Origin of the sequence: Streptomyces yatensis (assembly GCF_018069625.1) — a bacterium.
Classification (GTDB): domain Bacteria; phylum Actinomycetota; class Actinomycetes; order Streptomycetales; family Streptomycetaceae; genus Streptomyces; species Streptomyces yatensis.
The window spans coordinates 8,062,715-8,075,562 of sequence record NZ_CP072941.1 but is presented as its reverse complement, the minus strand read 5'-3'; the positions used below and the strand labels follow the sequence as shown (position 1 = coordinate 8,075,562).

General features: G+C 72.1%; 10 protein-coding genes. 4 read left to right on the top strand and 6 right to left on the bottom strand.

What is annotated here, in order from left to right; all coding sequences use genetic code 11:
- Positions 1-11: 11 nt before the first annotated feature.
- A complete protein-coding gene (locus J8403_RS33685; RefSeq protein WP_211126446.1) occupies positions 12-665 on the bottom strand; it encodes an NADPH-dependent F420 reductase in 654 nt (217 codons plus the stop codon).
- Positions 666-885: 220 nt separating this feature from the next.
- On the opposite strand from J8403_RS33685, the gene J8403_RS33680 reads away from it, so the two are divergent.
- From J8403_RS33680 to J8403_RS33670, 3 genes are all read left to right on the top strand, one after another.
- Positions 886-1,290: a winged helix-turn-helix transcriptional regulator gene (locus J8403_RS33680; protein ID WP_211128568.1), complete on the top strand. Its 405-nt coding sequence runs from the start codon at positions 886-888 to the stop codon at positions 1,288-1,290.
- Between the two features lie 163 nt (positions 1,291-1,453).
- Complete coding sequence (locus J8403_RS33675) at positions 1,454-2,476, top strand: phosphotransferase family protein (protein ID WP_211126445.1); 1,023 nt, start codon at positions 1,454-1,456, stop codon at positions 2,474-2,476.
- A 7-nt stretch (positions 2,477-2,483) separates the two neighbouring features.
- Entirely contained in the window at positions 2,484-3,698 is a 1,215-nt protein-coding gene (locus J8403_RS33670) for an acyl-CoA dehydrogenase family protein (protein WP_093460587.1), read from the top strand.
- A gap of 139 nt (positions 3,699-3,837) precedes the next feature.
- Here the strand turns inward: J8403_RS33670 and J8403_RS33665 are convergent, their stop codons facing one another.
- The 4 genes from J8403_RS33665 to J8403_RS33650 form a co-directional block, all read right to left on the bottom strand.
- Complete coding sequence (locus tag J8403_RS33665) at positions 3,838-4,431, bottom strand: TetR/AcrR family transcriptional regulator (RefSeq protein WP_014059592.1); 594 nt, start codon at positions 4,429-4,431, stop codon at positions 3,838-3,840.
- 39 nt (positions 4,432-4,470) lie between these two features.
- Complete coding sequence (locus J8403_RS33660) at positions 4,471-6,114, bottom strand: class I adenylate-forming enzyme family protein (protein WP_211126444.1); 1,644 nt, start codon at positions 6,112-6,114, stop codon at positions 4,471-4,473.
- 72 nt (positions 6,115-6,186) lie between these two features.
- Positions 6,187-6,969 carry an SDR family oxidoreductase gene (locus tag J8403_RS33655; protein WP_211126443.1) on the bottom strand — a complete coding sequence of 261 codons (783 nt, stop codon included), beginning with the start codon at positions 6,967-6,969 and terminating at the stop codon, positions 6,187-6,189.
- Positions 6,970-7,082: 113 nt separating this feature from the next.
- Entirely contained in the window at positions 7,083-8,123 is a 1,041-nt protein-coding gene (locus J8403_RS33650; protein WP_211126442.1) for a LysR family transcriptional regulator, read from the bottom strand.
- Between the two features lie 308 nt (positions 8,124-8,431).
- Here J8403_RS33650 and J8403_RS33645 point away from each other — a divergent pair, with 308 nt between their 5' ends.
- Positions 8,432-9,841 carry a serine-threonine protein kinase gene (locus tag J8403_RS33645; RefSeq protein ID WP_425519849.1) on the top strand — a complete coding sequence of 470 codons (1,410 nt, stop codon included), beginning with the start codon at positions 8,432-8,434 and terminating at the stop codon, positions 9,839-9,841.
- 49 nt (positions 9,842-9,890) lie between these two features.
- Here the strand turns inward: J8403_RS33645 and J8403_RS33640 are convergent, their stop codons facing one another.
- On the bottom strand, positions 9,891-12,737 hold the full coding sequence (locus J8403_RS33640) for a penicillin acylase family protein (protein ID WP_211126440.1): 2,847 nt from the start codon (positions 12,735-12,737) through the stop codon (positions 9,891-9,893).
- Positions 12,738-12,848 lie beyond the last annotated feature (111 nt).

Here is a 12,848-nt window from a genome sequence, read left to right as displayed (position 1 = left end):
CCGCTCGGGCGCTACGCCGGGCTCTGCGCCGCCAGCGGCGGCAGCGCGGCCCGTGGCTCCACGCCGCCGAACCAGAAACCGAGCAGAAACGCGACGGTGGACTCCAGCAGGCGGGCCCGCTCCAGGCCCCCGGCGTCCAGCGGTACGCAGCCCATGTCGCGGACCAGCGTGCGTACGGCCTCCAGGGCCTCCTCGTCGTCCCCGCACAGCGGGACCGCCAGCGGCCCGTCGGCGAAGACCGGCGGGGTCATCCGCCACACCGCGTCCGAGCAGTGGCAGAACGCCTTCACGACCCGCGCCCCCACGGCATGTGCGGCGATCCGCTCGGCCATGCCCGGGCCGCCGTCGGTGGCGAGGGTGAAGCGCCCGGGGACGACCGCGTTGGTGCAGTCGATCAGCGCCCGGCCGCTCAGCGTGCCCTCGGCCGCGCCCGCCGCCTCCAGGGCCGACTCGACGCCGTCGTACGCCACCGCCATCAGGGTCACCGCGCCGAACCCGGCGGCCTCGCGCGGGCTCCCCGCCCGCGCGCCGTGGCCGAGCCGGGCGGCCAGCGCCGCCGCCTTCGGCCGCGAGCGGCCGCCGATGAGCAGTTCGTGCCCCGCCCGCGCCCACTGGGTCCCCAGCGCGTCCGCCATCATGCCCGTGCCCAGCACTCCGATCCGCATCGCGGTCTCCTTCTCTCTCTCGCCTGCCGATGGGGAAGGACACTAGGAAGTCCGTCGCACACCGCGCGGTGTGCGACGGATGCGCTAGGACGGCGGTCGGCAGGTCAGGAGGTCATCAGTGAGTGAACCGGCGACGCCATCGCGACCCCTCGCACCGGAGGGGCCCCTCGCACGGGAGCGACCCCTCGCACCGGAGCGGCCCCTCGCACCGGAGGGGTTCATCGCCGACTGCCGGGCGCGGCTGGGCTTCGATCTGCTGGCCCGCACCTGGACCGCGGTCGTGGTCTTCGGGCTGCGGGAGGGGCCGCGCCGCCCCGGCGAACTGCGCGAGGCGATCGGCGGCATCAGCCCGAAGGTGCTCAACGACACTCTGCGCCGCCTGGAGGACGACGGGCTGGTGGAGAAGCGCCGGTACGCCGAGGCGCCGCCCCGGGTGGAGTACGCGCTGACCCCGCTCGGTCAGACCCTGCTGGGGCCGGTCGAGGCGCTCGGTGCCTGGTCGGTGGAGTACGGGGAGGCGGTGGTCGAGGCCCAGGAGCGGGCCGAGGAACGGGCCGGGGAACGGGCCGGGGAACGGGCCGGGGAGCGGGCCGGGGAGCGGGCCGGGCGGGGGCGGGGGCGGTAGTTCCGAGCCTCCGGGCCGCCGCCCCGAGGTGCCCGGTGGCGGCCCCGCACTGGACTACATACCGACTGGTCGGCATCATATGGCGGAACGGTTCGCCCGCTCCCCCGACCGAGCGGCTGTGCGTAGTACCCAGAAGTACCGAGGAAACCCAGGAAGAGGTTCGATGAACGCAGGCAATCCCCCAGGGCTCGACCTCGATCGGCTCCGCGCCCACCTCGACCGCGAACGCGCGGGACTGGTACGCGGACCGCTGAGCGCCGAGCTGATCGAAGGCGGCCGTTCGAATCTCACCTACACCGTCACCGACGGCACCTCCCGCTGGGTCGTCCGCCGGCCGCCGCTGGGCCATGTGCTCGCCACCGCCCATGACATGGCGCGGGAACACCGGGTGATCAGCGCCCTGCACCCGACGGCCGTACCCGTGCCGGAGCCGGTGCTGCTGTGCGAGGACGAGACGGTGGTCGGATCGCCCTTCTACGTCATGGAGTTCGTCGAGGGCACCCCGTACCGCACCGCCGAGCAGCTCGCCGGCATCGGCCCGGAGCGCACCCGGGAGGTCGTCCTCTCCCTCGTCGACACGCTCGTGGCGCTGCACTCCGTGGACCCGGCCGAGGTCGGGCTCGGCGACTTCGGGCGCCCGGAGGGGTTCCTGGAGCGGCAGCTGCGCCGCTGGGGCAAGCAGCTGGCGGCCTCGCGCAGCCGTGAGCTGTCCGGGATCGACGAGCTGCACACCCGGCTCGCCAAGGCGCTGCCGGACTCCCCCACGCCCACGGTCGTGCACGGCGACTACCGCCTGGACAACGTCCTGGTGAACGCCGACGACAAGATCACGGCGATCCTCGACTGGGAGATGTCCACGCTCGGCGATCCGCTGACCGACCTCGGGCTGATCGTGATGTACAGCGGTCATCCGAATCTCGCCGACTCCCCCATCTCCTCCACCCAGGGCGCCCCCGGCCACCCCGCCACGGACGAGCTGATCCAGCGCTATGCCGAGGGTTCGGGGCGCGATGTGAGCGGCGTGTCCTGGTACACCGCCTTCGCCTACTTCAAGCTCGCGGTGATCCTCGAGGGCATCCACTACCGCTACACCCTCGGCCAGACCGTCGGCGCGGGCTTCGACCGCATCGGCGACATCGTCCCCGCCTTCATCGACCACGGCCTCACCACCCTCGAGGAGAGCTGATCCCGTCATGGACTTCGCATTCGACGCCCGGACCGAAGAGCTGCGCGCCAAGCTGCTCGCCTTCATGGACGAGCACGTCCATCCGGCGGAGGCGGTCGCGGAGGAGCAGCGCGCGGCCCTGGACTCGCCGTGGCTGACCCCGGCGGTCGTCGGGGAGCTCAAGGCCGAGGCCCGCCGGCAGGGGCTGTGGAACCTCTTCCTGCCCGACGAGGAGTACGGCGCGGGGCTGACCAATCTGCAGTACGCCCCGCTCGCGGAGATCACCGGCCGCAGCCCCCAGCTGGCCCCCACGGCCCTGAACTGTGCCGCCCCCGACACCGGCAACATGGAGGTGCTCGCCCAGTTCGGCGACGAGCGGCAGCGCAAGCAGTGGCTGGAGCCGCTGCTCGCGGGGGAGATCCGGTCGGCCTTCGCGATGACCGAGCCGGAGGTCGCCTCGTCCGACGCGACCAATATCGAGACCCGGATCGAGCGCGACGGCGACGACTACGTCATCACCGGGCGCAAGTGGTACATCTCCGGGGCGATGAACCCCGACTGCAAGATCTTCATCGTGATGGGCAAGACCGACCCGGAGGGCGCCGATGTGCGCCGTCAGCAGTCGATGGTGCTGGTGCCGCGCGACACCCCGGGCGTCGAGGTGCGGCGGGCGATGCGGGTGTACGGCTACGAGGACCACTACCACGGCGGCCATGCCGAGGTGGTCTTCGACCGGGCGCGGGTGCCGGTGAGCAACCTCATCGGCGAGGAGGGCGGCGGTTTCGCCATCGCCCAGGCCCGGCTCGGCCCCGGCCGGATCCACCACTGCATGCGGCTGATCGGCATGGCCGAGCGCGGTATCGAGCTGATGTGCCGGCGGGCGGTGGACCGTACGGCCTTCGGCAAGGCGCTCGCCCAGCAGGGCCAGGTCCATGAGTGGATCGCGGACGCGCGGGTGGCGGTCGAGCAGCTGCGGCTGCTGGTGCTGAAGACGGCCTGGCTGATGGACACGGTGGGCAACCGCGAGGCGCACACCGAGATCCAGGCCATCAAGATCGCGACGCCGCGCACGGTGGTTCAGATTCTGGACCGGGCGGTGCAGTTGCATGGCGCGGGCGGGGTGAGCCAGGACTTCCCGCTGGCCGAGCTGTGGGCGGCCGCGCGGACGCTGCAGCTGGCTGACGGGCCGGACGAGGTGCATCAACGGTCGTTGGCTCGGCGCGAGTTGAAGCGGTACGTGTAGCTGGGGCGGTGCGCGTGGGGGCGGGGTGGGGTTTGTTCCCCGCCCCGCCCCTTCCCGTAACTGGGGGCTCCGCCCCCAGACCCCCGGTCCTCAAGCTCCCCCAGCTACCGCTGGGAGGCGCCCCCTGGACGGGCTGGACTTACGGCCGCAGCGCGCGCAGCAACAGGTCGGCCAGGTGGTCGGCGACCTCCTGGGGGCCCAGTGGGCCGCCGGGCCGGTACCAGGTGCCCAGGTGGTGCACGGAGCCGAAGTGGTAGTCCACCACCAGATCGGCCGGGGTCCGGGAGCTGAACACCCCGGTCCGCTGCCCCTCCTCGATCAGCGCGCGGAACCGCTCGTGGTAGCGGCGGCGCTCGGCGCGCACCTGCTTGTGCTTCTCCGGGCTGAGTTGGTGCATCGACCGGAAGAAGATGGTGGCGTCGTCGAGGTTCTCGATGGTGGTCACCACCACATCGGCCGCCGCGTCCCGCAGCCGCCGCTCCACCGGTGCGTCGGCGTCCGCGAAGGCGTCCAGGCGCTCCTGCTGGAGCCGGAGCACCCGGCCGTAGATCTCATGGAGCAGATCGTCCTTGGAGCCGAAGTAGTGGTAGAGCGCGCCCTTGGTGACGCCCGCCGCCTCGACGATCTCCTGTACGGACGTCCGGTCGTATCCGCGCTCCGCGAACAGGCGGGTGGCAGCCGCCAGCAGCCGCTGTGGCACCGGCTGTCCGTCACCGTCCGTCGTTTTGGCCATGCTCGCCACCCGTTCTCTTCTGCCCTCTGACTTTCTCTTTCATCCTCGCAGTTCCCGCCGGAGGATCTTGCCACTGGTCGTCTTGGGCAGCTCGGGCAGGATCTCCACCTCGCGCGGGTACTTGTACGCGGCCAGCCGCTCCGCACAGTACGCGGACAGCTCGTCCGGTGTGGCCTCGGCCTCCGGCCGGAGGCTCACATACGCCTTGACCGTCTCGCCGCGGTACGCGTCGGGTTTGCCGACGACGGCCGCCTCCCGCACGGCGGGGTGAGTGTAGAGCACGTCCTCGACCTCGCGCGGCCACACCTTGAACCCCGAGGCGTTGATCATGTCCTTCTTGCGGTCGACCACGTACAGCCAGCCGCCCTCGTCCATGAAGCCGATGTCGCCGGTGCGCAGCTCCCCGTCCGGGAGGGCGGCCGCGGTGGCCTCCGGGCGCCGCCAGTAGCCGGGCACCACCATCGGGCCGCTGACGACGATCTCGCCCTGCTCGCCGAACGGCACGTCCTGTCCGGCGTCGTCCACGATGCGCACGACCGTGTCGGCGCCGGGGACGCCGACGGCCAGGGTGCCCGAGACCGGGTCGACGGGGGCGCGGACACCGGGCGGGACGCTGGCGCAGGGCGCGGTGCACTCGGTGAGCCCGTAGCCGTTGTGCAGATACGGGCCGAGGGCCGTCTGGAACCGCTCGACCAGCGCGGGCGGCAGCGGGGCGCCGCCGGAGGAGATGATCCGGAAGGACGAGAAGTGGTCGCGACCGGCCTGGGGGTGGGCCATCAGCGCCATGAAGGCGGTGGAGGGGCCCACGGTGTAGACGGGGCGGTGCTCGGCGAAGGCGTCGAGGACGACGCCGGTCTCGAAGCGGTAGGCCAGGGCCAGGGTGCCCGCTCCGGACATGCACGCGCACAGCTGGCAGACCATGCCGGTGATGTGGAACAGCGGGGCCAGCGCGAAGAGCGTCGAGCCTTCGGGCAGCTCGTGGAGGAGGTGCTGCCGGTCGGCGTTGTAGGCGATGTTGCCGTGGGTGTTGGTGGCCCCCTTGGGGGTGCCGCTGGTCCCGGAGGTGTAGCTGATCAGCGCGATGTCCTCGGCGCGGGGCGCGGGGACGGACGGCGGGCGGGCTCCGGCGCGGGCGGCCGTGAGGAGGTCCTCGGTGTCCTCGGGGACCGGGAGGGGCTCCTCGCGCAGCACCCGCTCGTCGTCGCGGGTCTGGAGCTCGCGGGCGTCGGTGGTGAACGCGATGCGCACCGGGGACGCGGCGGCCGTCTCGCGGATGTAGTCCTCCCAGGCGTGGCGGGAGCAGACCAGGGCGCTCACCTCGGCGTCGCCGAGGATGTGGGCGAGCTCGGCGCCCTTGTACATGGGGTTGACCGGGACGACCGTACCGCCCGCCTTCCACGCCCCCAGCAGCGCGATCACGAAGTGCGGGGTGTTCTGGAGCATGATCGCCATCCGGTCGCCGGGCCCGAAGCCGCGCTCGGCGAGATGGCCGGCTATGCCGTCGGAGAGCTCATCGACCTCGCGGTAGGTCAGCCGTCCGTCGAAGTAGACGAGCGCCGGATGGCCGGGGGCGGTGCGCACGGCGTCCCGGAAGGCGTGCAGCGGACTCGGCCGCGGGGTGATCTTCCGGCGCTGTGCCTCGGTGAGCTGGGCGAGCCATGGCTGGTCCTGGTACGTGGTCATGGGTGCGGCCCTGTCTGGACGGGGGTGAGGGTGGTGGTGCGGAGAGTACGGGAGCGGCGGGGCCCCGCGGGGTCAGCCCGAGGTCCCGGATGCCGCCTCGAGCTGCTCGAGCTTGCGCTGCAGCTTGTTGATGCCGCCCAGCCAGCGGTCGGTGTCGCCGGCGCGGGCCGCGTAGTGGCGGGCCACCTCGGGGTGCGGAAGGATCAGGAAGCGCTCCTCCTCGATGCCCGCGAGGACGGCGTCGGCGACCTGCTCGGGCTCGATCGCGGTGGGGGCCAGCACCAGGTCCCCGGCGGTCCCGGTGGCGGTCAGCATGTCGGTGCGCACCCCCTGCGGGCAGACGGCGTGGACGCCGATGCCGCGGTGGCGGTAGGTGGCGGAGAGCCATTCGGCGAAGCCGAGCGCGGCGTGCTTGGAGACGGCGTAGGGGGCCGAGCCGATCATGGTGAGTATCCCGGCGGCGGAGACGGTGGCGACGAAGCGGCCGCTGCCGCGCTCCAGCCACTCGGGCAGCAGCTCCCGGGCGGCCCGCACATGGGCCATCACATTGACGTCCCAGGACTGCTGCCACAGCTCCTCGTCGGCCTCGGGGCCGCCGTCGTGGCCGACGCCCGCGTTGGCGCAGAAGATGTCGATGGCGCCGCCGAGCGCTTCCCGGGCCGCGGGCACGATGCCGGAGGCGTCGCCGGGGACGGCGGTCGCGCCGATCTCCTCGGCGACGGCGGCGGCCTTGGCGGCGTCGAGGTCGTTGACCACGACCTGGGCGCCCTCGGCGGCGAAGCGCCGGGCGAGCGCGGCGCCGATGCCACCTCCCGCCCCGGTGACCACAACACGCGCCCCACGCACGGTACCCACGATTCGCAGCTCCTCGGTTCGACTCGGATCGGCTCCTGCCCGCAGCGCAGACTAACCAGTCGGTATGTGTAAACGGAAGAGGCACACCGGCCTCCCGGCGCACGGCCGGCGGGTTACCGGCCGGGGCGCTTCTTGCGCATCACCCCGCGCCAGCGGGCGTTCTCCCCGGCGAGCGCGTCCCACAGCACGTTGAGCGGATGACCGGCGTCCTGCGCGGTGCGTTCCCCGGCCCGTACGAACACCCCGATCAGCACTTCCAGCTCCGGCCCCACGCCGTCGGTCAGCTCCAGGGTGCGCAGCCCGGCACCGGCGCGGATCCGCCCGTCGGCCACCGCGTCGCCGATGCCCTCGGTGACGAGCACACAGCCGCGCAGCACCCCCGAGGAGAGCAGTTCCAGCCCGTACTGCACGGTGTCGATCTCGGCGGCGATATGCAGCTCCTGGCGGTAGCGGGCGCCGAACCAGCCGCGCAGAAAGCCGGGTATGAGGCCGTCGGCCGAGACCGCGAGCGGCAGCCGGGGCAGCTCGCTCACCGGGACCGAGGGCCCGGGCAGCTCCTCGGCGTCCAGGCTGGTGACCAGGGACAGCCCGCTGCGCCGCCACTCCATCACCTCGAAGCCGTCGAGCCGGCCGTCGTGGCCCGCCGTGGTGAGAACGCTGCCGCAGACCAGATCGAGTTCCTTGGCGTCGAGCCGCTCCAGCAGATCCCGGGTGCGCACATGCTCGACCTTGAGCTCGACACCCCGGCGGTCGAATTCCCCGGTGACCAACTCCACGGCATTCAGCAGAAAGCCGAGGGTGTAACGGGTGGAGCCGACACAGAGCCGGCTGCCGAGACGGCGGCGGCTGTCGTGCAGCCCCTCCAGCCAGTCCTGGAGGGTGCCGCGCGCGAGTCCGGCGAGGGACTCCCCGGTCGCGGTGAAGAGCACATTCTGACTGCGTCCCCGTTTGACCACCAGCGGCTCTCCGCACAGTGCGCCGAAGTTCCGGTTCAGGGTGTCCAGTTGTTTCTGCACACTGGACTGCTCCCGCCCCAGTAGCCGGGCGGCGCCCAGTGCGGTGCCCGCCTCATGGACCGCGAGCAACGTCCTGAGCTGGTCCATCGTGGTGTCCAGCAGCGCCGTCGGGTACTGCCATCGATCCTTTAAGGGCATTCCGGCCTTCCGCTCGAAGAGTATTCGGCACCCCAATGACGTTTCCGTTCGCAGCATAGTGCAGCGCCTTCCGGGTCAACTGATCCCGAGAACAGCGGGGATATTCTTCCGATGGATATTCGGGAATTCCCTATCTCCGAGTGACCGCGGAGTCCGGCATTCCAGGTTCGCCCGCGTCATTCCGGGTAAGTCGAACGGCTGGCCGATTGTCCGACGGCGACCGTATGCGTGTCGTATGGTCAGCGGACGGGGCAGTTGGGACGATGCACGCACATCGGGCCATCCAAGGGGGAGCGACGATGACGGGGATGAGCGTACGGCCGTACTGGGAGCTGAGATTCGACGCCTACGGGGACGTCGACTTCCGGCAGCGGGACCGGCTGCTGGAACAGGCCGCCCAGCGGGATCTCACGGATCTGGTGGTCTTCGCGCACGGCTGGAACAACACCCGGACGATGGCCACACGGCTCTACGACCGCTTCTTCGCGCCCTTTCCGGAGCTGCTCGGCGAGGCGGGCCCGGCGCGGCTCGGCTGTGTGGGGGTGGTGTGGCCGTCGATGCGGTTCGCGGACGAGTCGCTCGCGGGCTCACCCCCGGAGCCTTCGCCCGGCGCGCCCCCGGGGCATGACGCGGACGCTCAGCGCCCGGGCTTCGACGCGAAGACCCCGCGCCCGGAGCTCGACGCGGACACCCCGCGCCCGGGGCTCGACGCGGAGACCCACCGGGCGCTGGACGCGGTCTTCCCGGGGCGGCGGCAGATCGTGGCGCGGCTGGCCGAGTTACTGGCCGAGCGGTCCGAACGGCTCGCGGCGCTGGACGAGTTCGGGGTGCTGGTGCGCGGGCTGGTCCGGGTCCAGGGGGAGTACGGCACGGCCGGGGACACGACGGGCGCGGACGGAGACCCGGGCGGAGGCGCGAACGGAGACGTGGACGCCGGCGTACCGGCGATGTTCGAGGAGGACGTGGCGGAGGTCTGTGAGCGGTTCGCGGCCGCGCTCACCGAGGCGCGCGGCAAGACCGACGCCGAGGACCGCGCCTTTCCCGACAGCGGGCTCGGCGGGCTCTGGGACGGGGCGCACGAGCTGCTCCGCCAGGCGACGTACTACGTGATGCGGCGGCGGGCCGGCGCGGTCGGGCGCGAGGGCCTGGGACCGGTGCTGGGCGCCCTCGCGGCCCTCCGGCCCGCCGCCCCGCGGCTCCATCTGGTGGGCCACAGCTTCGGCGGCCGGCTGGTGTCGTACGCGCTGAGCGGGCTGCCGGAGGGCGCCACGGTGGCGTCGGTGACCCTGCTCCAGGGGGCGTTCTCGCACTACGCGTTCGCCGAGCGGCTGCCGCACGCCGCCGACCGCCGTGGCGCCCTGCACGCCGCCGCCCACCGGGTCCGCGGGCCCGTGGTGTCCTGCCATTCGCGCCATGACACCGCGCTCGGGCTGCTGTACCCGGTGGCGTCGCGGATCTCCGGGGACGATGCTCCGCCGCTGCCGGACGAGACCCGCTGGGGGGCGATCGGGTACGACGGCGTCCAGGCGGTGGAGGCGTGTCCGCGCCTGGACCTGGCCGAGGCGCTGGAGGGCCCGTTCCCGGCGGAGGGCTGTGTGAGCGTCGATGTCTCGGAGGTCGTCCGGCACGGTGTGCCGCCGGCCGGGGCGCACAGCGACATCTGCCATGAGGAGCTGGCCCGGCTGGTGCTGCGCGCGGGCCGCATCGGGGAAAGGTAGCGGGCCGGGGGCGGGGCCTCGCCGGGTGCGAGGTCCCGCCCCGGTGGCCTCAGCGGTGGGCCGGGAACTCCACGACCTGCTGGAAGGTGGGCCGGTTCTGCCAGCTGATCTTGTCGTGGGTCAGCCCGCCGACCGGCCGGTGGATGATGGCGTCGGCGCACCACTGGTCACCCGCGGAGCAGTTGTCGTCCCCCGGGTAGACCTGGGCGGCGGTCTTGCCCACAGCCGTCTTCAGGCTGGTCAGCAGGGCGTCACGGCAGGCGCTGAGCTGTCCGCCGCCGCAGTACGGCCGGGCCAGCGGCCCCTTGACGTCCTCGCCGAGGACCGTGCGCAGATCCTTGTCGACATAGGACCACCAGCCGTACTGGAACGAGGACCCGGCGTGCGAGCCGGTGGGGCCGTGTCCGGCCGAGGGCGCCTCGTCGACCGAGAGGTTGGCGCGCAGGGCGTCGTAGAGGCCGTCGCCCAGTCCGGATTTGAACTCGGCCTCGACCAGCAGCGGCCACCAGGCGTCCATGATCCGTACCGCGTCGGCGTGCCCGTAGGTGTGGGAGCCGGCGCTGGTCTCATGGCGCTGTGAGCCCGCCGACTGCCAGGATTCCAGCTGCTGTGCGGCCGTGGCGAGCTGGGGGTCGTCGATGGGCCCCGAGCGCAGCACCTTCAGCAGCTTTGGCAGCACGTCCTCGCCGCGCAGATCGGTGACGGCGGCCTCGGCCATGGCGCGGGTGAGCGCGGAGCGGGTGACGCCGCCCTTGCGGACCAGGGCGCGCACCCGGTCGTCGAGGAGGTTGCCGCGGTGCACCGAGCCGTTGCCGAAGCCGGCCGCGCTGTAGTCCTTGGCCAGCTTGTTGTTCCAGCTGATGTAGTAGTCCTGGTCGATGGACTGGGGGTGTTCGGCGGGCGGGGTGGCGGCGGCGGTGTTGTCCTTGGGGTCGAAGTCCCGCCATTCGTAGGCGGTTTCACCCTTCACCGGCAGCGAGGCGTCGACGTCCGCGGCGCGCACCGGGTTGAGCCCGCTGTTGTAGTAGCCGGTCTGCCGGGAGTCGGCGTAGAACCAGTTGAAGGTGTAGTTGATGTTCTGCGCCGCGCTCTGGAAGGACTTGGCGTCGGTCACATAGCCCGGGTCGTTGAGCATCTGGAAGCCGATGATGGAGTCGGCCTCGTGGCGGTAGGTGGAGCGCAGCATGGTGTAGGCCACCGGTTTGCCGTCGACGGTCGCGCGATGGGTCACCAGCCCGTACTTGGTGCGGTAGACCTGCATCCGGTACGAGCCCGCGGCGGTGGAGTCGGCGAGGGTGGGCTTCCAGGCGTTGCGCCGCTCCAGCTTGTCCATCGCCACGCAGTCGCCGTGGTAACGGTAGTACGTGGAGTCCTTGGGCGGCGTGGAGCCGTCCGGGGAGCACAGCTCGACCGCGTAGGTGTCGGTGATGTCCTGGCCGGAGGTGGTGGCGCTCCAGGCGTAGTCCTGGCCCCGGCCGAGCTGGATGTACATCCCGACCCCCGCGAAGGAGGCGCCGCGGGCGCTGATCCCCGGGCCCTGGAGCTCCTGGAGCATCAGCAGCTGCGGGGCGAAGTAGCCGGTCTGCGGGCCGAAGACGGCCACCGGGTGGCCGCTCGCGGTGTACTTGCCGGAGACCACGAGCGCGTTGGACATGCCCTTCTTGCGGCTGAACAGATCGCGGGGCAGCACCCCGTCGTCGTAGATGCCGCGCAGCGGCTCCAGTGACGCCTTCGGGGCCTTGACCTCGGTGCGGGCCGTGGCGCCGGACGTGGCGGTGGCGCCGCCCTCACGGTCGTAGACGAGCTGTTCGGGGGTGACCGAGCCGGCGTCGGGCAGCGCGGTGCCCTTGGGCGCGGCGGGCTTGCCGGCGTACGGGAAGCTGCCGTCGCGTACGGTCAGCGCCGCCTCCGGGTCGTTGCGCTCGCGGAAGGACTCCCACACCTTCGCGCCCTCGGCCAGGCCGTACTTCTGCTGGGCGGCGAGCAGCGAGAGCGCGCCCTCCACCTCGCCGCCCCCGCCGTTGCCGAAGAGTGCGCCGACCACGGAGGCGAGGGCGATCAGGTCGGTGAGCTTGAACGGCTGGATCTCACCGGCGTTGGTGATCGCGTCGATATGGCCGGTGAGCACGTACTCACCGGGGAAGTACCGGCCGTCCTTGGCCTTCTTGGCGTAGGCGTTGATGCCGTCGATGTAGGCCTGGGCGTCGGCCAGCGCCTGGCGGCCGCGCTCTCCGCCGTGGGCGAGGATGTAGTCGACCTGCGCCTGGTAGTCGGCCTCGGTGTACGGCGCCTGGCGGAAGAAGTCCTGTTCCAGGCCCTGGTTGGCGGGGGCGCCGCCGGCGAAGGAGGTCAGCTCGCCGCGGCCCACGTGGCGGAAGAGGTCCATCAGCCACAGCCGGTCCTGGGCGGCGGCGTATCCGGCGCCGTACTCGGTGCCCTCGCGGGTGGTGCCCTGGATGTGCGGGACGCCGGTCTTCTTGTCGCGGGTGATCGTGACGTCGCCGCGCGGCTTGGTCACGGAGGCCACCTGGTCGGCGGGGACTCCGAAGGAGGAGTCGTTGAAGAAGTTCGTCAGCTTGTCGTCGGTGAGGGTGGGGTAGCCGCTCGCCAGGTCGCCGTACGGGCCGAGCTGGTCGGCGCTGTGCTCGGGGTGGGTGCCCAGCACCCGGTTGGCGAGGATGTCGGCGAGAGTGGCGTTGCCGGTCGCGCCCGGCGGGAGGATGTCGGAGCACTGGCCCCGGCAGTAGTCGGTGGCGGCCGCCGCGGCGGGCTCGGCCCGGGCCGGCTGTGGCGCCGGCGCCGCGAGGGCGACGCCGAGGGCCAGCGCGGCGGCCGCGGCGAGCACGGTACTGGTGAGCGTGCGGGTTCTGGTGGGCCTGGGGGTTCGTCGTCGCATGTGCGCTCCTCCCGATTGCCGTCGGAGGGAGGTTACCGGCGGTATTACCAGCCCGGAAGATGAGCGGACGTCAACTTCGTGACGCGAGTGGGCCAATGAGGACTGCCGGAG

Coding starts and splice junctions, on each gene's coding strand:
- J8403_RS33685 (WP_211126446.1), bottom strand. CDS start 665: ATGCGGATCGGAGTGCTGGGCACGGGCATGATGGCGGACGCGCTGGGG.
- J8403_RS33675 (WP_211126445.1), top strand. CDS start 1,454: ATGAACGCAGGCAATCCCCCAGGGCTCGACCTCGATCGGCTCCGCGCC.
- J8403_RS33670 (WP_093460587.1), top strand. CDS start 2,484: ATGGACTTCGCATTCGACGCCCGGACCGAAGAGCTGCGCGCCAAGCTG.
- J8403_RS33665 (WP_014059592.1), bottom strand. CDS start 4,431: ATGGCCAAAACGACGGACGGTGACGGACAGCCGGTGCCACAGCGGCTG.
- J8403_RS33660 (WP_211126444.1), bottom strand. CDS start 6,114: ATGACCACGTACCAGGACCAGCCATGGCTCGCCCAGCTCACCGAGGCA.
- J8403_RS33650 (WP_211126442.1), bottom strand. CDS start 8,123: ATGCCCTTAAAGGATCGATGGCAGTACCCGACGGCGCTGCTGGACACC.
- J8403_RS33645 (WP_425519849.1), top strand. CDS start 8,432: ATGAGCGTACGGCCGTACTGGGAGCTGAGATTCGACGCCTACGGGGAC.
- J8403_RS33640 (WP_211126440.1), bottom strand. CDS start 12,737: ATGCGACGACGAACCCCCAGGCCCACCAGAACCCGCACGCTCACCAGT.